The 19,098-nt window shown below is 68.1% G+C and carries 15 protein-coding genes; 11 read left to right on the top strand and 4 right to left on the bottom strand.

Going from position 1 to position 19,098, the window contains the following annotated elements:
- Window positions 1–726: 726 nt before the first annotated feature.
- Window positions 727–2,301, bottom strand: coding sequence for a glycoside hydrolase family 32 protein (locus ACWD0Y_RS32110; RefSeq protein WP_450263809.1), 1,575 nt, complete (start codon window positions 2,299–2,301; stop codon window positions 727–729).
- A 156-nt stretch (window positions 2,302–2,457) separates the two neighbouring features.
- On the opposite strand from ACWD0Y_RS32110, the gene ACWD0Y_RS32105 reads away from it, so the two are divergent.
- From ACWD0Y_RS32105 to ACWD0Y_RS32090, 4 genes are read left to right on the top strand one after another with little or no spacing between them, the layout of a single operon-like run.
- The gene (locus ACWD0Y_RS32105) at window positions 2,458–3,861 is read left to right on the top strand and encodes an extracellular solute-binding protein (RefSeq protein WP_450263808.1); all 1,404 of its coding nucleotides are present in this window, start codon (window positions 2,458–2,460) and stop codon (window positions 3,859–3,861) included.
- Entirely contained in the window at window positions 3,858–4,805 is a 948-nt protein-coding gene (locus ACWD0Y_RS32100; RefSeq protein WP_450263807.1) for a carbohydrate ABC transporter permease, read from the top strand. The genes ACWD0Y_RS32105 and ACWD0Y_RS32100 overlap by 4 nt, the downstream gene beginning before the upstream one ends.
- A gap of 13 nt (window positions 4,806–4,818) precedes the next feature.
- Entirely contained in the window at window positions 4,819–5,700 is an 882-nt protein-coding gene (locus ACWD0Y_RS32095) for a carbohydrate ABC transporter permease (protein WP_450263806.1), read from the top strand.
- The gene (locus ACWD0Y_RS32090) at window positions 5,697–7,112 is read left to right on the top strand and encodes a glycoside hydrolase family 32 protein (RefSeq protein WP_450263805.1); all 1,416 of its coding nucleotides are present in this window, start codon (window positions 5,697–5,699) and stop codon (window positions 7,110–7,112) included. The genes ACWD0Y_RS32095 and ACWD0Y_RS32090 overlap by 4 nt, the downstream gene beginning before the upstream one ends.
- Here ACWD0Y_RS32090 and ACWD0Y_RS32085 read toward each other — a convergent pair.
- A complete protein-coding gene (locus ACWD0Y_RS32085) occupies window positions 7,075–8,157 on the bottom strand; it encodes a LacI family DNA-binding transcriptional regulator (protein WP_450263804.1) in 1,083 nt (360 codons plus the stop codon). The genes ACWD0Y_RS32090 and ACWD0Y_RS32085 overlap by 38 nt on opposite strands.
- 363 nt (window positions 8,158–8,520) lie before the next feature.
- Between ACWD0Y_RS32085 and ACWD0Y_RS32080 the strand changes: the two genes are divergently transcribed.
- Window positions 8,521–9,129, top strand: a complete 609-nt coding sequence (locus tag ACWD0Y_RS32080) for a TetR/AcrR family transcriptional regulator (RefSeq protein ID WP_450263803.1) — start codon at window positions 8,521–8,523, stop codon at window positions 9,127–9,129.
- Window positions 9,130–9,295: 166 nt separating this feature from the next.
- Entirely contained in the window at window positions 9,296–10,030 is a 735-nt protein-coding gene (locus ACWD0Y_RS32075; RefSeq protein WP_450263802.1) for an NADPH-dependent F420 reductase, read from the top strand.
- Between the two features lie 115 nt (window positions 10,031–10,145).
- Here the strand turns inward: ACWD0Y_RS32075 and ACWD0Y_RS32070 are convergent, their stop codons facing one another.
- Both ACWD0Y_RS32070 and ACWD0Y_RS32065 read right to left on the bottom strand, forming a co-directional pair.
- Window positions 10,146–12,704, bottom strand: coding sequence for a GH32 C-terminal domain-containing protein (locus ACWD0Y_RS32070; protein ID WP_450263801.1), 2,559 nt, complete (start codon window positions 12,702–12,704; stop codon window positions 10,146–10,148).
- A gap of 241 nt (window positions 12,705–12,945) precedes the next feature.
- Window positions 12,946–13,917, bottom strand: a complete 972-nt coding sequence (locus ACWD0Y_RS32065) for a carbohydrate kinase family protein (protein WP_450263800.1) — start codon at window positions 13,915–13,917, stop codon at window positions 12,946–12,948.
- A gap of 299 nt (window positions 13,918–14,216) precedes the next feature.
- Between ACWD0Y_RS32065 and ACWD0Y_RS32060 the strand changes: the two genes are divergently transcribed.
- The 5 genes from ACWD0Y_RS32060 to ACWD0Y_RS32040 all read left to right on the top strand — a co-directional run bounded on the left by ACWD0Y_RS32060 (window position 14,217) and on the right by ACWD0Y_RS32040 (window position 18,656).
- Window positions 14,217–15,230 carry a substrate-binding domain-containing protein gene (locus ACWD0Y_RS32060; RefSeq protein ID WP_450263799.1) on the top strand — a complete coding sequence of 338 codons (1,014 nt, stop codon included), beginning with the start codon at window positions 14,217–14,219 and terminating at the stop codon, window positions 15,228–15,230.
- 125 nt (window positions 15,231–15,355) lie between these two features.
- Window positions 15,356–16,351 (top strand): ABC transporter permease, encoded by a 996-nt coding sequence (locus ACWD0Y_RS32055; protein WP_450263798.1) that lies wholly within the window; start codon window positions 15,356–15,358, stop codon window positions 16,349–16,351.
- Window positions 16,348–17,184 (top strand): ATP-binding cassette domain-containing protein, encoded by an 837-nt coding sequence (locus ACWD0Y_RS32050; protein ID WP_450263797.1) that lies wholly within the window; start codon window positions 16,348–16,350, stop codon window positions 17,182–17,184. Before ACWD0Y_RS32055 ends, ACWD0Y_RS32050 begins: the two co-directional genes overlap by 4 nt.
- 74 nt (window positions 17,185–17,258) lie before the next feature.
- Window positions 17,259–18,311 (top strand): LacI family DNA-binding transcriptional regulator, encoded by a 1,053-nt coding sequence (locus ACWD0Y_RS32045; protein ID WP_450263796.1) that lies wholly within the window; start codon window positions 17,259–17,261, stop codon window positions 18,309–18,311.
- A gap of 78 nt (window positions 18,312–18,389) precedes the next feature.
- Entirely contained in the window at window positions 18,390–18,656 is a 267-nt protein-coding gene (locus ACWD0Y_RS32040; RefSeq protein WP_450263795.1) for a YrhB domain-containing protein, read from the top strand.
- Window positions 18,657–19,098: the final 442 nt, after the last annotated feature.

Genomic DNA, 19,098 nt, shown 5'->3' with positions numbered 1-19,098 from the left:
TCAGCCCGCCCCCTTGTGGATACCGCATGCCCCCGGTAATACCGCACCGGCCACCAACCGTCAGCCCCTACGACTCCACGAGTTCAACCTCAGTAACCGGCGTTGACCAGCTATGTTCCGCCGCCTGTCGGCTGGGGCAGGGCCTTTGAGAAGTCTCGAGCTGAGCTGTTTGCCTGCCGTGCGCGAGATTTTACGATTTGTCAGTATCTGTGGTAAGCGTCCCCTGGATGCAGAACAGGCATGGCCCCTGGTGATCATGCGGGTGTCGAATCCGTATGAGCACCGAACGAGTCCATGCCTGCACGCTCATCTTTCCGTATGCCGTCATGCCTGCAGCAGCTGGAGAACCCCTCCGGCCCTGTCGACCACGAATTAGCCGCTGACCTACGGAGATATCTGGCTAAGGGGCCTGATCCACAGGCCCAGCGCGGCATCTGTCACCTATAGACGGCCCTGCTGGCGGCAGCTGTCGCCGCCGTTCTGGTCGGCGTCGCCTCCCTCACAGCGATCGGCGAGCAGGTCATCGATGCTCCGCGGCATGTCCTGGTCCTGCTCGGGTTCCGCCCCGACCCGCTGACCGACCTGATCCGCCCGCCCCATCCCAGGACCATCCGCCTGGCCCTGGCCGTCCTCGGACTGGCCTGACGAACCCGGACACAAGATCACTCCTCAAAGTGCCTGCCCCAGCGGCTGCGGGTGCGGGTGCGAGTCGACGGTTCTGGCGCGTCAGAGGGTGAACTCGCGAATCACCGTGTTCCTGAAGACCGCTTTGCCGTCGATGCTGAACAGCGCGAGCCCGGTGTCGATGAGATACGGGAACGCCTCCATGGAGTGTGTGTAGCGGCCGTCGTCGATGAACATCTCCACGGTGGTGCGGTCGACGAGGACACGCAGCCTGACGCGGCGCGCCGACGCGTCGAACGGTGTTTTGCTTTCCTGCCACCTGCCGCTGCTGTCCGGGTTATTGACTCCGCGCCGGTTGACGAAGGCGTAGTCGCCGTAGAAGCCGACGTCGATGTGGCGGGTCCCGTCTCCGGAGCGGCGCAGCTGGATGCCGGCGCCGGCGAGCTTCTCCCACGTCACCTCGGTCGTCAGCTCGTACGCCGTGCCGGTGTATGGCAGCAGCAGGTTTCCGTCGACCTCCAGGTTGCCGAGGTTCACGGTGCGCGAGGCGTGGCTGTCCAGGGCGCCGACCGGTTTCGAGGCGAGATAGAAGGCGCCGGAGGCGGCGCGCCGCAGGGTCACCTCGCGAACGATCGAGTCCGTGCCGTTGAATCCGTCGGAGTCGATGGTGGGTGTGGTGTTGGCGTAGTCCCAGTTGTTCATCCAGCCGATCGCGTACCGCGTGGCGGTATCGATGGAACCGTCCTGGCGGTGCTTGTCGAAGGTGACCGCGCCGTACCAGTCGAAGCCGTGGTCGAGCCACTGCGGATCCGGGGTGTCGGGCGCGAAGCCGGAGCCGTCGAACTCCCCGGTCCAGTACGCGTAGGTGTTGGGGAGACCGGACGCCTTGCCGTTGGCGCTGACGCCCAGGACCCACTTGGTGGTCGAGTCGCCGGTGGAGATGCGGAACAGGTCGGGGCACTCCAGGACACCGAACCGGTCCTCGAAGAAGCCGCCCACATACGTCCAGGACTTGAGGTCCCGGGAGTGGTAGAAGCCCACCTTCGTCTTCTCGGCGAGCGCCATTACCCAGCGATCGTGCCGCTCGTCACGGATCACCTTGGGGTCGCGGAAGTCCTTTACGCCGGGGTTGCGCAGCACCGGGTCTGTACCGTGATGGGTGAAGGTGTGACCGCCGTCGGTGGAGTAGTACAGGTACTGGGCCTGGGTGTTCGCTGCCCCGTCAGGTTCCATGGTGGCGATGACGACGACCGCGCCCGCCCCAAAGCCCGCAGTGTTCCCGGTGTCCACCACGGCGCAACCGGACCAGACATCACCGTTGGGTGTGGTGTCCTTCGGCACGGCGATGCCGCGGTCCCGGAAGGTGACCAGGTCCTTACTGGTAGCCAGCCGCCAGGCGGTCCCGGCGTTGGTGCCGCCGACGAGGTAGTCGGCGTTGTACAGGTAGTAGTAGTGGTACTCGCCGTCGATCCAGATGGGTCGCTGGGGATCGTTCATCCACTGGTCGGGAACGGTGAAGTGGTACTCCGAGCGGTAGCTCCCACTTCTCAGCGCTTCACCCGGTTTCGTGGACTCGGCGGCGGCAGTCCCCGCCACGGCGGGCGTCGTCGCCACGACGGCCCCCAGGGCCGAGGTCCTGAGCAGGGTCCTTCTGGTTATCCCACGCATGTTCGGCATCCCTCTTCATTCTCTCGTGAGGACGGCGGCTCGTGTGGAGTAGGACTGTAGACCTAACTCGTTAAAGGTCAAGAGTTCCCGTTCTCTTGACAAGGGCGTAACGTGCTTCTCATCATCTGCAGGCATGCATCGACTAACACGAGTTAGGGCCTTCGGATGACCGACTTGCACTCTCGACGCCGCATTCTGCTGCGATACGGCGCATACGGTGGCGGTGCCGTCGCTCTGGCCGGTACCGCCACAAGCTGGGATCGCCTCACCGGCGCGGACATCCCGGGACGCGACGACGGTTCCCTCGTCGTCGCCACGCTCGGTGCCGCCGTCGACCCGGTGGCACAGCGCGCCCTGAGCGACGGGTTCCGCAAGCTCTACCCCGACATCAAGGTCCGGCTGATGGCCATCCAGGCCACCGACTGGTCCGACTTCTTCGCGAAGATCCTCACCCAGATCGCGGCCGGCACCGCGCCCGACGTCGTCTACGTCGCCACCGAGGGCGTCCAGCTGTTCGCCCGCAAGCTCGGCGTGGCGCTGGACCCGTGGGTGCGACGGGACGCCGCCGAGCTGCGCGAGTACTTCTCCGACGTCCACCCCTCACTGGTCGAGTCGATGATGTACGAGGGGAGCCTCTACCAGCTCCCCATCGAGTTCAACGCGGCCGATATGTACTTCAATACCCGGGTGTTGCAACGGGCCGGCGCCGAATTGCCGCCGTCGGACTGGACCCGGGAGGAGTTCACGTCGCTGCTGCGGTCCATGAAACGCTCCGGCGGCGATCACTTCACCCCGTACTTCTGGACCAACCGGCTCTGGGGCGGTGTCGTTCCCTGGCTGTTCGCCAACGACACCAACATCCTCGCCGAGTCCAAAGCGCCCGGCGGCGAGTGGCTGTGGAACAGCTTCTACCCGTCGGTCGAGGGCCGCGGCGGTGGATACCGCTGGACCACACCGCAGGCCACCGACGTCCGAGTCGAGGAGGTGTACGACTACCTTGCCTCCCTCGTACAGGACCGGCTCTGCTCACGCCCCGAAGGGGGTGGCGGCAACAACCTTGTCGGCGTCTTCTCCACCGGCCGGGTCGGCGTCACCCCTGCGGGCGGCTTCTGGGCGGGCGGGCTGCACGCCGCGGGCATGAAGCCCAGCGGCTACGACGTGCAGCACTTCCCCAGCTGGCGCTCCCAGCGCCACCAGTACGGCGCGGCCGGTTACGCGCTGCTGCGCACGTCCAAGAAGCAGGACGCGGCTTGGGAGTTCATCAAGTACGTCACGCGCAAGGAGGTGATGACCCAGCTGTTCCAGGCCAACCAGACCACCCCGGCCCGCCGCTCGATGCTCCACGCCGACCGCTACGAGAAGACCGGGCCGGCCCACTGGCAGGTCTTCTACGACACCCTCGACAAGTTTCCCACCACCGGCCCGATCCCCGCGCCGCCGCAGGTCGCCGAAGTCGAGCAGCTGCTGCTCAAGCACACCGGGACCGCGCTGGCCGACCCGCGCGGGGTCCGCCGGGCCCTGCGCCGGCTGCAAGGCGATCTGGAGAAGGCCATGGAGCGTGACGTATGACGAACACCCAGCTCACCGCCGCGCGTCCGCGCACCGCACCGCCCCCGCCCGCCTCCCGGCCGTCCGCGCGTGAACGGGGCACGCGGCTGCTGGCTGCCCTGTTCCTCGCACCCACGGTGGTCGGCATCGTGGTCTTCACCGTCGTGCCGATCGCCGGGTCGGTGATCCTCAGCTTCTTCCAGTGGGACGTGATCGACTCCCCCCGGTTCACGGGGACCGACAACTACCGCGAGGTGTTCGGCGACTCCACCGTCCTCGTCTCCTTCCGCAACACCCTCATCTTCATGGTGTTCGCGGTCGCGCTGCAGATGCTGCTCGCCCTGGTCCTCGCGCTCGCGGTGGCGGGAAAGATGCCCGGGTGGCTGCGTTCGGCGTTCCGCTCGGCCTTCTTCTTCCCGCTGGTGTTGTCCGCCGCATCCGTCTCGGTGGTGATGAAGTACCTGTTCAACCAGGACTTCGGAGTGGTGAACTGGCTGCTCGGCCATGTCGGCGTCGCGCCCGTACCCTGGCTGACGTCCGAGAACTGGGCGATGGCAGCCGTGATCCTGGTCTACGTGTGGCAGCAGTTCGGCTTCTCGTTCCTGCTCTTCGTCGGGGGACTGAACAACATTCCCAAGGAAATCCACGAGGCCGCCTCGCTCGACGGCGCCACGGGTCTGCGCAAGCACCTGCACATCACCCTGCCGCTGCTGTCCCCGACACTTCTGGTCGCCTCCGTGGTCGGCATGATCAACGCCCTTCAGGTCTTCGAACAGCCCTACGTCCTGACCGACGGCGGGCCGGGCGACTCCACCCGCACCGCCGTGATGGTCATCTACCAGACCGCGTTCGAGCAGCTGCGCTTCGGTGAGGCGTCAGCCGTCGGCGTGCTGCTGTTCGCTTTGATCATGGTGGTCACCGCCCTCCAGTTCCGGCTCAGCCGGCGCTTCGTCCACTACCAGTGAGCCGGGGAACCCCATGAGCCACATCACCACCCTGACCGGTGCCTCCGGCCGGACGACCTCCTCCGGCCGGCTGAAGCACGCACTGGCGCCGTGGGCGCGGATCACCGGCCTTGCGGTGGTCGCCCTGCTGACCCTCGGCCCCGTCATCTGGACCGTCTCCACCTCCTTGCGCGCGCCGGCCGAGTCCTTCGACCTGCCGCCGCAGATCATCCCCACCGATCCCACCACTCAGGCGTACGACCAGGTCTTCGTCCAGATCGACGTCTGGCTGCTCGCCCTCAACTCCGCTCTGGTGACCGCGCTGGTCGCAGCGGGCCAGATGATCACCGCCGGGCTGGCCGGGTACGCCTTCGCGCGCTTGGAGTTCCGGTTCAAGAAGCTGCTGTTCGGTCTGGTCCTCGCGACCATGATGGTGCCCCTCCAGGTCACCATCGTGCCCGTGTTCCTGGTGCTGAAGACGATGAGTCTGACCGACACTCTGCTCGGGCTGATCATCCCGGCCTTCCCCACGGCGTTCGGTACCTTCCTGATGCGTCAGTACTTCATGGGGATGCCCAAGGACCTCGGGGAGGCGGCCATGATCGACGGTGCTGGGCCCTGGCGAATCTTCCGCTCCGTGTACGCGCCGCTGGCCGCGCCCGGCCTGGCGATCGTCGGCGTACTCGCCTTCAACTACCACTGGAACGAGTTCTTCCGGCCGCTGATCCTGGAGACCTCCACGCAGAACTTCACCCTGCCCCTCGGCCTGGTGTCCCTGCAGGGCAATCTCGGCACCGGATCCATCTCCGTGGTGCTCGCGGGCGTGGTGCTCTCCATGATCCCCGCAATCGCCGTGTTCGTCGTCGGCCAGCGTCCTCTGCGCGAGGGCATCACGTCCGCAGGAGTCAACCGATGATCCACTCCGGCCGTCCGTCCGATCCACACCTCCCGCGCCACCGGGTCCGTCCACCCGCCAATTGGATCAACGACCCCAATGGGCCCTTCCACTGGCGCGGCCGTCACCACCTGTTCTACCAGCACAACCCGGACGCACCCATCCATGCCAACATGCACTGGGGCCACGTCTCCAGCACCGACCTCGTCCACTGGGAACACCATCCGATCGCTCTCACTCCGATGCCCGGCGGCCCTGACGAGGCGGGCTGCTGGTCCGGCTGCGTCGTCGACGATGACGGTGTTCCGACTGCCGTGTACACCGGAATCGATCGTTCCCACACCGGGGTCGGTACCATCTGCCTGGCGCACGCCCGGCCCGACGACACACTCCTGACCTCGTGGACACCACTGCCCCAACCTGTACTGGCCGGCCCGCCGGCCGGCCTCGACGTGGTGATGTTCCGCGACCCGTTCGTCTTCTGCCACGGCGGACGGCGCTGGGCCCTGGTCGGCGCGGGGCACGCGGACGGCACACCGTCGGTCTTGCTGTACGACTGCGAGGACCTCTCCTCCTGGCGCTTTGCCGGAGTACTTCTCGACGGCCACGATCCGACGGCTTCCGGGATACTCGGTCAGAAGGCCGTCGGCTGGGAGTGTCCCCAGCTGCTGAAGGCCGGCGGCGGTGAGTGGGTCCTGGTGCTGTCCCTGTGGGATGGCGATCCGCTCTCGACGGCGTACCTGACCGGAGACCTACGGTCCGACGACGAAGGCGGGCTGGCCTTCGAGCCGCACACAGGCGGCGGACTCGACCACGGCCGGGACTTCTACGCCCCCGCCGTTTTCCAGGACACCCAGGCGGGCCGGTCCCTGATGTGGGGCTGGTCCTGGGAGGCCCGCCCGCAGGGCGAGGTCGACCGCGGCGGCTGGGCCGGAGTACTGACCGCGCCCCGAGTGGTGGACATCCGCCCCGATGGAACGCTGAGCATCGCACCCGCACCCGAACTCACACTGCTGCGCGCCGCCGAGCCATTCGTCACCGGACCGGACCCGACGCCACTCCCGGACGCGTACGACCTGCACATCACCGCGAACTCCTCGACCACCGTGAGCCTGCTGCGAGCCGTGTCAGGCGCGCGAGTAACCGTTCGTCTGGATCCGACGGCAGGCACCGTGACCCTGGACCGTTCCGACTGGCCTCGCACGCCGGCCGAGGGAACCGGTCCCGTCACTGTGCCCACCGGGGTGAGCGGCTCTCCGGCACTGGAAGTGCGCATCCTGATGGACGGCTCACTGCTCGAACTCTTCGCTGCGGACCGCGCCACAGTCACCGAACGCCTCTACCGGCGCCCGGACGACATCCCCGAACTCACGGTGGAAGGCGCCGAGGCCCAGGTCACCGGCTGGGCACTGGTCCCACGGACGCACGGCTGACCACCGGACACGGGACCTGGTGAACGTCGGCGTCCAGCGGCGCTCCGGCGTCGATGGCGTCGAGAAGCAGCCGGGCGGCCGTCTCCCCCATCGCTCGATGAGGCAACGCGACCGTGCTCAAGGGCGGGGCCAGGAACGCGGCCATGTGCTCCTGATCGTCGTACCCGACGACCGACAGGTCGTCGGGTACGACGACGCCGAGCCGGGCGGCCGCGTGCAGGACACCCGCCGCGACCCGGTCGTTGTAACAGACGATCCCTGTGGGGCGCCGTTCGGGCGACGCGGTGGCGAGCAACCGTGTCGCCCCCTCGTACCCGGCGGAGATCTCTCCTCCGGTCCGGACGATCCACTCCTTCGCCACCGTGTGTCCCACGGCCCGCAGGGCGTCCCTGAACCCGCGCAGCCGCTCCGCGGTCGCGATGTCATCGAGTCCGCCCACCAAGGCGATCCTGCGGTGACCCGCGTCGAGGAGCAACCGGGCGGCCGACCGGCCCCCGGACCGTTCATGGGGGATCACAGCGGCTATCGAGTCGTCCTCAGGCAGGCAGTTGGCCAGCACCGCGGTGGTACGGCGCAGGCCGGCGGGCACACGGACGCGCCGCAGCGACATGGCCGCGTAGATGATGCCGTCCACGCGCCGGTCAAGGAGCTCAGCCACGGCCGCATCTTCCTTGTCGGGGTCACCACCGGAGTCGACGGTAAGCACGAGGTGCTTTCGGCCCCAGGCCGCCTCCATGGCGCCGCGCAGCAACTGACCGGCGAACGGCGAGGAGGCGATCTCGTCGGTGACCAGCCCGATCACGGCGGTACGGCTGCGGCGCAGCCCGCGGGCTACGGCATTGGGCCGGTAGTCGAGCTGCTCGGCCGCCTTGCGGATGCGTTCCTGGGTGGCGGAGGAGAGATTGCCCTCGGCCCGGCCGTTGAAGACAAAGGAGACCGCGGTGTGCGACACCCCGGCGAGGCGGGCAACGTCCCGCGACGTTGGACGTTCGCGCCCTGTCGGGTGCCCGCTCTCGGTCCTGGCCATCTCTTCGGCTGCCCTCATCCTGCCCGACGCATCGATCACCCCACCCTATCCGCGACGGCTTCGGCCTCGCCCTGGAGATACTCGTCTTCTCCCGCACCGGCCGCAGAACGGAAGTCCGGCCTGGAGGAACTTCGGTACAGCCGTTGCGCTGAAAAGGATCATGGTCCGATCAGTCGAGCGCCCGCGCCGCATGTGGGACTTCAGGTGCATGTGTCTGCTGCGGGCGGACTGGGCCCGGCTGGGGGAGGGGCGCCCAGGACGTGCTCGCGCCGTTCGGGGTGGCGGGTGAGTTGACCGGAGTCCGCCTCCGGTTATGCTGGATTCCGTACGGAGGCAGTCTCCGTTTCGGTGGCCGTCGGATCGCGTGCGGCAGGAGGGCCTATGAGCAGCGCCAAGGAACAGCAGGGTCGCAGACCTCGTGCGGATGTCCAGCGCAACCGTGCGGCTCTCCTGGAGGCGGCCCAGCGTCACTTCCTGCAGCATGGCGTCGGCGCCTCGCTGGAGGCGGTGGCCAAGGAGGCGGGCGTCGGGGCCGGCACGCTGTACCGGCACTTCCCCACTCGCGAGGCGCTGCTGGCGGCCGTACTGCAGACGCGCTCCGAGGAATTGGTGGCCCGCCGCGAAGGCATCGCGCAACTCGGGGACGCCTCCGAGGCGCTGCGCCAGTGGCTGCGGGCGATGGAGGACTACTTCAGCGCCTTCAGTGGGCTGCCGGAACCGCTTATGGCCGCGGCCAGGGAGCAGAAGCCGCACAACCCGCTCACCCTCCCGTGCGACCACCTCATCGCCACCACCGACGAGTACGTGCGGGCCGCGCAGCGCGCCGGGGACGCGAGAGCGTCGGTGAAGGGGTACGACCTCTTCCTCGCGTCCGTCTCGGTGGCCTGGGTCAAGGGCACTGGCACCATCAACGAGGAATCGCTCGATCGCCTGCGCGCACTCATCGAAAGCGGATACCGCGAGCAGGACGTCCAGAACAACCACACGTAGACCACTGGCCACCGGCCATGCCCCAGGCGGGCTGCCGACGGGCCGTTGTAAGGGTGCCGCTGCCGGCTCCTTTCCCCTGCTGCGTGCCGTCCGGCCTGCATGCCCGCAGTAATCACATCTCGCTCTCCCCTTCCGGGGAGAGGTGCATCTTCAGTTGGAGCAAATCATGAAAATTGGCGTTATCGGTGCAGGATCGATCGGGGCGGCCCTGGCGCGCATCTTCAGTGCGGGCGGACACGAGGTGGCAGTGGCCAACTCCCGGGGCCCGGAGACGATCGATGCGGCCGTGCTGGAATTCGGAGCGCAGGCGGTGACGGCTGCCGACGCCGTACGGGGCAAGGATGTCGTAATCCTGTCCGTCCCCTTCGGCCGGGTCCCGGCGGTGGCCGGACTCTTCGTCTCCGTTCCCGATGAGACCGTGGTCATCGACACCAACAACTACATCCCTCAGCGCGACGACTCCGTCGAGGCGGTGGAGCAGGGCCAGGTCGAGAGCATGTGGGTGGCCGAGCGGTTGGGACGGCCCGTGGTCAAGGCGTGGAACGCGGTCCTGGAAGGCACCTTGCTGACCAAGGGCGTTCCCGCGGGAACGCCGGGCCGGGTCGCGCTTCCGGTCGCGGCCGACTCCGACGAGGCGCGGCGGGTGGCCATGCGCCTGGTGGACGAGAGCGGCTTTGACCCCTTCGACGCAGGGAAGCTGGCCGACTCCTGGCGTCAGCAGCCGGCAACACCCGCATACTGCACCGAGTTGAGCCTCGACGAGCTGGGGCCGGCCTTGCAGGCGGCCGACCGGGAGCAGACCCCGCGCAACCGGGACCGCGCGATGGAGCGCGTGGCCGCCTTCACCTCCCCGCCCACGCTGGAGGACCTCCTGGAGCTCAACCGCTCCATCCACCGCTGACGCTGCTTGCGCCACCTACCGGGCAACTGCTAAACGGAGACCGGCCCCGCAGGAACGCGGTCGGTGTTCGCGGGCGAGGGTGGTCACCCTTCGCCCGCGAACACCGGTGGGCGGATCAGTCGCGGTAGGAGCGCAGTTGCCAGGCGTCGACTCTGTCCACGCGGGCGGAACCGCCTTCGGCGAAGAGCCGGACCCCCTGGCTGTCCGGGTCGGGGAAGATCTGGTCGGTGATCACGGCCTGGCCGTCACCGCCGAACACCTCCACGGAGGACCAGTCGATGAGGATCCGGAGCTTGACCTTGCCGTCCTTGGCCTTCAGGGGTGCGCGCTGGACGCCGGGGAAGTCCTTGTGGAAGTCCACCGCGCCCGACGCCGTACGGTCGACGTACAGCTCCTGGGTCTTCGCGTCGTACCCGATAACGGTCTCCTGGCCCTCGCCGGTGCGGACCTTGAGTCCGAACCGCTCGGCGTCGCGGAGGGAGAAGGTGGCTTCCAGGTCGAGCGCCTTGCCATCGGCGCGCCCCCCGGCCAGGGGCACGGAGCCGTTCGCGACCGTGAGGCCGCGGGCCGTGACCGGCGTTCCGGTACGCAGTGACCGTACGGAGGCCACCGGCTGCTGCGTCAGGCGGACCTGGCCGTCCACGGTGCGCAGCGCCATCTCCCGGGGGATGCTCTGCGCGCTGCGCCAGGGGGAGGTGGGGATGTCGTTGCCGTACTGCCAGTTGTTCATCCAGCCGATCATGCGGCGCTTGCCGCCGGGCGCGTCCTCCCAGGAGACGGCCGCATAGTAGTCCTTGCCGTGGTCGACCCAGTGGGCCCGCCGGACACTGGAGATCGCGGGCTCGGCGGCGGCGACGAACTGGTCGGCCAGGACGTGGCCCCAGCCGCCCGTGTTCATGTCGACGATCTGGACGGTGGCCTGCTTGCCCCGGTGGGCGCGGAGGTCGAAGGAAGCCCAGTCCAGGCTTGCGCTGTCCTCGCCCGACACGCTCTGGACGACCTTGCCGTCCACGAGGAGGTTGACCGCCGTCTCGGTGGACCGGGGCTGTGCCGGAACGTCGGAGAGGACTACCTGGTCGAGCAGGATGTGGCCCCATCCACCCGTGTTGTCGTCGATGACCTCGAGGCGTGCGGTACGGCCGGCGAAGTCGCCGACGTCCCAGGACGACCAGTTGAGCTTCTCGGAGTCGGTCCCGGTGGCGCTGCGTACGGTCTTGCCGTCGACGACGAGCCGGACGGCGGTGGGCGCATCAGACCCCGAGGGGTGTCTGCCACCTCCGACGAGAAGATTGAGGTGCTTCGCCGTGAGGGCGAACTCGGGTGAGGTGAGGGTGCCGGTGGCCGCGTCGCCGCCGAGGAAGCTGTTCACCAGCCGGGCGCCGGTGTACCCGGACACCTCCTGCTGGCCGGGGAACGTCCCGGGCGCGGGGGCGTCGCCGAAGGCAGTGCCGGTGGTGGTCCAGGAACCGTAGCCGTCCTGTTCGAAGTCGGCGAGGACCTTGCCCTCGGGCGCGGGCGCGTCCCCCAGGACCGATCCGGGGATGTGGGGATGACGGCCGCCGGCCACCTTGAAGTTGAGATAGTCGCTGTCCACGGTGAAGGGCCGTGAGGTGAGCGTGCCAGTCTCGGCGTCGCCGCCGTGGAGGCTGTCGACGAACCCCCGGCCCTCGACGCCGCTCGTACCGGAGGCGCCGGGCGCCGGTACGGGGACCGGCCCGTCGCCGAAGGCCGTGCCGGCCGTCGTCCAGGTCCCGTAGTCGCTCGCCTCGAAGTCCTGGACGACCAGGCCGGGCGGCGGCGTGTAGGAGCCTTTGTCGTCGGGTGTGAAGCGGGTGCCGTCGAAGTCGCCGATAAAGTACTGGGCTGCCGAACCACCCGCGATGCCACCGGGATTGATGTTCACCACCAGTACCCACTTGATACGCCCGGCGTCCCCGTCGACGGGCAGTGGGAAGAGGTCGGGGCACTCCCACACGCCGCCCACCGCGCCCTGCGGGCCGAAGTCGCTCAGGTGCTTCCAGCTCTTGAGGTCCTTGGAGGAGTAGAAGCGGACCTTGTGCTCGGTGGACAGGGACACCGTCATCAGCCAGCTCTTTGTCGGCGCGTGCCACTGCACCTTCGGGTCGCGGAACTCCTTCGAGCCGATGTCGAGGACCGGGTTTCCGTCGTACTTGGTCCAGGTGCGGCCGCGGTCCCGACTGTAGGCCAGCGACTGGGCCTGTCTGCCGTCCTTCTTGTAGGCGCTGGTGTAGACGGCCACCATCGCGGGGTCGTCCTTCGTCCCGAAGCCGCTGGTGTTGTCGTGGTCGACGACCGCGCTGCCGGAGAAGACCGCTTCCTCGTCGTCGTGCGGGATCGCAAGCGGCAACTCCTCCCAGTGCACGAGGTCCTTGCTGACCGCGTGGCCCCAGGACATGTTGCCCCAGGTGTTGCCGCTGGGGTTGTACTGGTAGAAGAGGTGGTACTCGCCCTTGAAGTACACCAGTCCGTTGGGGTCGTTCATCCAGTTCTTCTCCGGGGAGAAGTGAATCTGCGGCCGGTAGGTTTCGGTATGGGGCGCCACGCCGCCCGCTGCGGCCCCGGGGGCTACAGCGATGACGGCGAGCACGCACGTCGCGGCTGTCGCGGCGACGAGGCGCGGACGGACGCGGCGGTACACGGGGCCAGGGCTCATGGACTCTCCTGCACGGGGTGTGTTCTGCACGGGTTCTTCTGCGCGGGGGCGGGGCGGCGCCCTGTTCGTTTCCGGTGCGGCGGCGACGCCGGGGATCACGGTGCCAGGCGGTGGGCAGGGCCCGCTTCGACAGGTGTCATCGCTGACATATGTCAGCGATGACACCTGCTGGACAGTGATGATGAGCGCCCTCGGGCAGTCCGTCAATGGTTCCGGCAGAACCCCCGGGCAGAGGAGCGGGTCACTTCCCCGCGGTCCCGGCCGCGGTCGTCGGCTGCAGCAACTCGCTCTCCCACGGCGGGTTCGGGCCGCCGACCGAGCAGGTCAGCGCCGCCACCCGGGCCGCGAACGCGCACGCCTCGGTGACGTCCCCGATACGCAGTTCCGCCAGTCTGCCGCCGAGCAGGCCCTTGGTTCCGAGGTGGTGGAGGAGCCCGGCGGTGAAGGAGTCGCCCGCTCCCACGGTGTCGACGACACGGGTCGGCGGCGCCGGTACCGCGGTCCGCTCGCCGTCCAGCGAGGCGATCGCGCCGCGTCCGCCGAGCGTGACGACGACGAGCCGGACGCCTGCCTCGTGCCAGATGTCGCAGGCGTCCCCGACCGAGTGCCCCGGCAGCAGCAGTTCCAAATCGTCCTCGCTGAGCCGCAGGATGTCCGCGATCGCGCACCAGCGCGGCAAGCGCTCGCGGTAGACCTCGGGGGCCACGAGCAGGGGCCGGACGTTGGGGTCGATGGAGATGGTGGTCCCGGCTCCGGCGTGGCGCAGGAACTCCTCCACGATCCGGTCGCCCGGTTCGCGGACCAGGGCCAGGGAGCCCGAGTGCAGGCAGGCGGTCGAGGTGAGGTCGGCTGCGGCCAGTTCGCCCGCCGTCCACTGCCAGTCCGCGGTGTCCTGCGCGTGGAAGGAGTACACCGCCTGCCCCTGCTCGTCGAGTTCGGCGACGGCCAGAGTGCTGGGCTCCCGGGCGGATACGGCCCCGGAGAGATCGACCCCCGAGGACTCCAGGCGGGCGCGGAAGAGCCGGCCGAACACGTCGTCCGAAAGCCTGGCCAGGAAACGGGCGGGTGTGCCCAGCCGGGCGAGCGCCACGGCCGTGTTCGCCGGACCGCCGCCCGGCAGAACCCGCAGGGCGAGTTCGTCCGGCGCGGGCTGCTGGACGGTGAAGGCGTCGGCGACGCATTCGCCGAGGACGGTGACCTCAGACAGGTGCATGAAGGTTTCTCTCTGAGTAGACGTTCGGCGCGGGAGCCGCGCGTTGCGGAAGGGGTACGGGGAGCCGAGCCGGGCGGGTCGGAGCAGGTCCGGGGCCGGTATGACCGGCCGCCGTCGCACCGTTGCCGATTTGTGACGGGGGCAAGGCATTGACGTTGCGGGAAACGGAGTCCATCATCCTCCGCAGGTGGTGTCAACGATGACATGAGTCAACGATGACACCGCCGGACGCTTCAACTCCCCGCTGCCGCCTCCTTGAACAGGGCGGCTGCTCCGACCGAACCACGCAGGAGTCAGTCATGCCCCGTAACAACTGCGCCGTTTCTCCTCTGGGCAGGGTCGCGGCCTGCACCGCCGTCGCGGCGCTTGCCCTGACCGCCTGCGGATCGGGCTCGAAGGGCGACTCGGGCGACGGCTCAGTGAAGGTCGGGCTGATCACCAAGACGGACACCAACCCCTTCTTCGTGAAGATGAAGGAGGGCGCCGAGAAGGCCGCAAAGGACAGCGGCGTCGAACTGGTCAGTGCGGCCGGCAAGTTCGACGGCGACAACGCGGGCCAGATCACCGCGGTCGAGAACATGGTCAATTCCGGCGTCAGGGGCATCCTCATCACACCCAACGACTCGAAGGCGATCGTGCCCGCCCTCGAGAAGGCCCGGGCCAAGAACGTTCTGGTCATCGCCCTCGACAGTCCGACCGAGCCGCAGGATGCCACCGACGCGCTGTTCGCCACCGACAATGTCAAGGCCGGTGAACTCATCGGCCAGTACGCCAAGGCTGCCATGGCCGGCAAGAAGGCGAAGATCGCCACCCTCGATCTGGCGCCCGGCGTCGCCGTGGGCATACAGCGGCACGAGGGCTTCCTCAAGGGTTTCGGCGTCCCGGAGGGTGACCCGTCGGTCGTGTGCAGCCAGGACACCGGCGGCGACCAGGCCAAGGGGCAGACCGCCATGGAAAACTGCCTCCAGAAGGCCCCCGGCATCAACGTCGTCTACACCATCAACGAACCGGCCGCACTGGGCGCCCACGCGGCGCTGAAGGCCAAGGGCCTGGAGAAGAAGGTCCTGGTCGTCTCCGTCGACGGCGGCTGCACCGGCACGAAGGCCGTCAAAGAAGGCAAGATCGCCGCGACCTCGCAGCAGTACCCGCTCAAGATGGCCTCCCTCGGCGTCAAGGCCGTCGTGGACTTCGCCAAGGACGGCAAGAAGGTCTCCGGCTACACCGACACCGGCGTCACCCTGATCAGCGACCAGTCGCAGTCGGGGGTCGACACCAAGGACACCGTGTACGGCCTGGAAAACTGCTGGGGCTGAGCCTCCCACTGAGCCCTCACAAGGGCTGAGCCCCATACCCCGCCCGGCCGCCCCGCCCGGGCGGGCCCGGGGCAACCCCTCCCCGCACACCGCCTCCTGACGCCCGCCTCCCGGCAAGGACCACCATGACTGCCACGACCACGCCCTACGACCAGCTGAAAGGACCGACCGCGGTCCGCCGGCTGCTCGCCACACCCACCGCCGGTCCCCTGGCCGCGCTCCTGCTGGCCTGCGTCTTCTTCTCGCTGATGACCGACCAGTTCCTCTCCGGCGGCAATTTCTCCCTCATCGTCCAACAAGTCATGGTCGTGGGCACCCTGGCCATCGGCCAGACCCTGATCATCCTCACCGCAGGCATCGACCTCTCATGCGGCGCCGTCATGGCGTTCGGCAGCATCGTCATCGCCAAGATGGCCGCCCAGGGAACGCTTCCCCCACTCGCCGCGATCGCTCTCGGCCTCGTGGTCTGCGGTGGCTTTGGGCTGATCAACGGTCTGCTCGTGCAGATGATCCCGCTGCCGCCCTTCATCGTGACACTCGGCATGCTGAACGTGGCGTTCGCCCTGACCCACATCTATTCCGCCGAGCAGACGGTGACCGACCTGCCCGGGCCGCTCACCGCCCTCGGTGAGACCTTCCCGCTGGGCAAGACCGACATCACCTATGGTTCCCTCGTCACCATCGCCCTGTTCCTGGCCTTCGCCTACGCACTCAGCAGCACCTCCTGGGGACGCCACGTCTACGCCCTGGGCAACAGCCCCGAAAGCGCGCGGCTGAACGGCATCCGCACCTCCCGCCTGACCATCGGCATCTACACGCTCGCCGGACTCGTCTACGGTGTGGCGGCTCTGCTGCTCATCTCCCGTACCGGCGTGGGCGACCCGCAGGCCGGCCAGACCGACAATCTCGACAGCATCACCGCCGTCGTCCTCGGCGGGACCAGCCTCTTCGGCGGACGGGGTGCCGTACTCGGCACCTTCATCGGCGTACTGATTGTCGGCGTCTTCCGCAACGGACTCCAGCTGATGGGTGTCGCGTCCATCTACCAGACGCTGATCACCGGCATCCTGGTGATCCTCGCCGTGACCGTCGACCAGATCTCCCGGAAGAAGGCGCGATGAGCACCGACACGTCGATGACACCCGTCCTTCAGGCTCGCGGCCTGGTCAAGAAGTACGGCCAGGTGACCGCGATCGACGGGGCCGACTTCGACCTCATGCCCGGCGAGGTCCTCGCCGTCATCGGCGACAACGGAGCCGGCAAGACCAGCCTGATCAAGGCGCTGACCGGCGCGATCGTCCCCGACGAGGGCGAGATCCGGCTTCAGGGGAGCCCCATCCGCTTCAGCGGCCCGCAGAGCGCACGTGAGCACGGCATCGAGACGGTCTACCAGGACCTCGCCGTCGCAGCCTCCATGGACATCGCCTCCAACATGTTCCTCGGACGCGAACTGCGCCGCCCGGGCGTTCTCGGCAGTGCGTTCCGCATGCTCGACAAGAAGCGGATGCGGGAGGAAGCCGCCGCCCACATGGCCGAACTGAAGATCGGCCTGCGTTCGCTGACCCAGGCGGTGGAGACGCTCTCCGGCGGCCAGCGCCAGGCCGTGGCCGTCGCCCGCGCCGTCGCCTGGGCCAGGAGCGTCGTCGTGATGGACGAGCCGACCGCCGCACTGGGCGTCAGGGAATCGGGCCAGGTGCTCGACCTCATCCGCCGGGTTCGCGACAAGGGCATGCCCGTCGTCCTGATCAGCCATAACATGCCGCACGTCTTCGAGATCGCCGACCGGATCCACGTACACCGACTCGGACGGCGCGAGGCGCTGATCAAACCCTCCGACCACTCCATGGCCGAGGTGGTCGCCATCATGACCGGAGCGCTCACAGTGGGAAGCGACGGGGGTACCGTCGTCTCGGACGCCGAAGCCGCAAGAGCTGCCGGCGTGACCGCCCACTGAGGCGGCGCCTCGCACAGGACAATGGGCCCGGCCCACACGGGCCGGGCCCGACGAACGCACAGGAACGGTGATACATGGCCGCGACTCGCCGCCCCACTCTGGCCGACGTCGCCCGGGAAGTGGGTGTCAGCGCCAAGACGGTCTCCCGGGTGCTCAACGAGGACGGCCCGAGCTCCCCGCAGACCCGGGAGCGTGTCCTCGCGGCGGTGGCGAAGCTCGGGTTCCAACCAAACCTGATGGCCCGGAACATCCGTGTCGGGGGCCCGGACACCACCGTGGGCCTCGTGGTGCCCGACCTGGGCAACCCCTTCTTCGGAACGGTCGCCAGCGGCATAGAGGACACGGTACGCAGCCGCGGACTCACCCTGCTCATGGGCTCGTCGGCCGAGGACCCCGAACGCGAACGAGTTCTGGTCCAGACGTTTCTGGCACGCCGCGTAAGCGTCTTGGTGGTCGTCCCCGCGTTCGGCGCCGACCACTCCTACCTGAAGACATCGCGCGCTGCCGGCCTGCCCGTGGTGTTCGTCGACCGCCCGGGCACCGGCCTGTCGGCCGACTGCGTCGTCAGCTCGAACCGGACCGGCGTCCACGAGGGCGTCGCCCACCTCGTCGCCCAGGGCCATCGGCGCATCGGCTTCATCGGTGACCTCCCCGAGAAGCTCTACACCCGGCGCGAGCGGCTCGCCGGGTACCGCGAGGCGCTCGCGGAGGCCGGCCTGCCCTGCGACCGTGCCCTCCTGACCAGTGCGCACAGCCAGGAGACCGCCGCTGCAGCGACCACCGAGCTGCTGGCCCTGCCGGACCCGCCCACCGCCCTGTTCGCGGGCAACAACATCGTGGCCATGGGGGTGGTGGCCCAACTGGCCCGCATCGCGCGCAAGGACGTCGCCCTCGTCAGCTTCGACGACCTCCCCCTGGCCGAGGTGCTCGAACCGGCGCTGACCGTCGTGACACAAGACCCGGCGGCCATCGGTGAGGCGGCGACCCGAACCGCCCTTGCCCGCCTGGACGGCGACCGCACCCGGGCCCGTACCATCACCGTCCCCACCCACCTGATCGTCCGCGGATCGAGCCGGCCACCACGGGCCGCTCGATCCGCTGGGGGCGCTCTGGGAGCAGACGGCTGAGGTCGCAGGCGTCCCGAAGAGCGGGAACGCAAGCCATGCTCCCACGTGGGGCGGATACCAGTTCATGAGGACAAATTGATGATCCCGGAAAATGAAGCCAGAACGGTTGCCGAGGAGTTTCTGCAGGCGAGTCGGGCGACTGGCGAGCCAGAACTGGCAATTGACTGGAGCCGGGCGCGAATGAAGGGCGGGGTGCTTATTGCTCCTTATAACTCGGCCCGCTTCCTGGAAACCCGTGATATCAGAGACCAGTTGCTCGACTGTTGGCCGATCCTGGTCGATACGTCCACCGGTCAGGCTCGCTTCGGTAAGTTGGAAGAACGGGACTTCTGGCGGAACGCTTAGCCTCAATCCCTCTGTGAAGGCTCGTCATTGAACCTCTTTCATCCTGTGCTATGGGATGAAAAAGCTGCTCAGCGGGGGTGGTGGCGAGGCAGGGCCCCTCGTCGTTGGTGCGGTGATTCCACTCATTGCACCAACGACGAGGGGCCCTGTTGGTTTCATATCCTGCCATGCTCGATGTCGCGCTCGAACTCGTCGAGCATGTGTCCTGGCTTCTGTACGATCACCGGCGGCAGACCAATTCGCGGTGGCGAAAGCTACGAGCTCGTAACACGATCATGATCGGTGCTTCTTGAGGCGCCTCCAGCAGATGAGACACCTCAGGCGCTCAACGCGTCAAGCAGCCTCCGCTATTGATCAGAAACTCAAGGGGTTCTCGTTGAGGGTGTAGCGGACGTGCGGGCCGTGGAAGTAACCGCGGACGATGTGGGGCTGGCGTTGGCGC

Source organism: Streptomyces altiplanensis (assembly GCF_053591575.1).
The sequence above is the reverse complement of the archived record's forward strand: the minus strand, read 5'-3'. Positions and strand labels throughout refer to the sequence as shown.

Bases quoted from the DNA above. Each gene is read 5' to 3' on its own strand.
- ACWD0Y_RS32070 (WP_450263801.1), bottom strand. From the start codon at position 12,704: ATGAGCCCTGGCCCCGTGTACCGCCGCGTCCGTCCGCGCCTCGTCGCC.
- ACWD0Y_RS32080 (WP_450263803.1), top strand. From the start codon at position 8,521: ATGAGCAGCGCCAAGGAACAGCAGGGTCGCAGACCTCGTGCGGATGTC.
- ACWD0Y_RS32060 (WP_450263799.1), top strand. From the start codon at position 14,217: ATGCCCCGTAACAACTGCGCCGTTTCTCCTCTGGGCAGGGTCGCGGCC.
- ACWD0Y_RS32095 (WP_450263806.1), top strand. From the start codon at position 4,819: ATGAGCCACATCACCACCCTGACCGGTGCCTCCGGCCGGACGACCTCC.
- ACWD0Y_RS32055 (WP_450263798.1), top strand. From the start codon at position 15,356: ATGACTGCCACGACCACGCCCTACGACCAGCTGAAAGGACCGACCGCG.
- ACWD0Y_RS32065 (WP_450263800.1), bottom strand. From the start codon at position 13,917: ATGCACCTGTCTGAGGTCACCGTCCTCGGCGAATGCGTCGCCGACGCC.
- ACWD0Y_RS32090 (WP_450263805.1), top strand. From the start codon at position 5,697: ATGATCCACTCCGGCCGTCCGTCCGATCCACACCTCCCGCGCCACCGG.
- ACWD0Y_RS32075 (WP_450263802.1), top strand. From the start codon at position 9,296: ATGAAAATTGGCGTTATCGGTGCAGGATCGATCGGGGCGGCCCTGGCG.
- ACWD0Y_RS32100 (WP_450263807.1), top strand. From the start codon at position 3,858: ATGACGAACACCCAGCTCACCGCCGCGCGTCCGCGCACCGCACCGCCC.
- ACWD0Y_RS32050 (WP_450263797.1), top strand. From the start codon at position 16,348: ATGAGCACCGACACGTCGATGACACCCGTCCTTCAGGCTCGCGGCCTG.
- ACWD0Y_RS32085 (WP_450263804.1), bottom strand. From the start codon at position 8,157: ATGAGGGCAGCCGAAGAGATGGCCAGGACCGAGAGCGGGCACCCGACA.
- ACWD0Y_RS32040 (WP_450263795.1), top strand. From the start codon at position 18,390: ATGATCCCGGAAAATGAAGCCAGAACGGTTGCCGAGGAGTTTCTGCAG.
- ACWD0Y_RS32105 (WP_450263808.1), top strand. From the start codon at position 2,458: ATGACCGACTTGCACTCTCGACGCCGCATTCTGCTGCGATACGGCGCA.
- ACWD0Y_RS32110 (WP_450263809.1), bottom strand. From the start codon at position 2,301: ATGCCGAACATGCGTGGGATAACCAGAAGGACCCTGCTCAGGACCTCG.
- ACWD0Y_RS32045 (WP_450263796.1), top strand. From the start codon at position 17,259: ATGGCCGCGACTCGCCGCCCCACTCTGGCCGACGTCGCCCGGGAAGTG.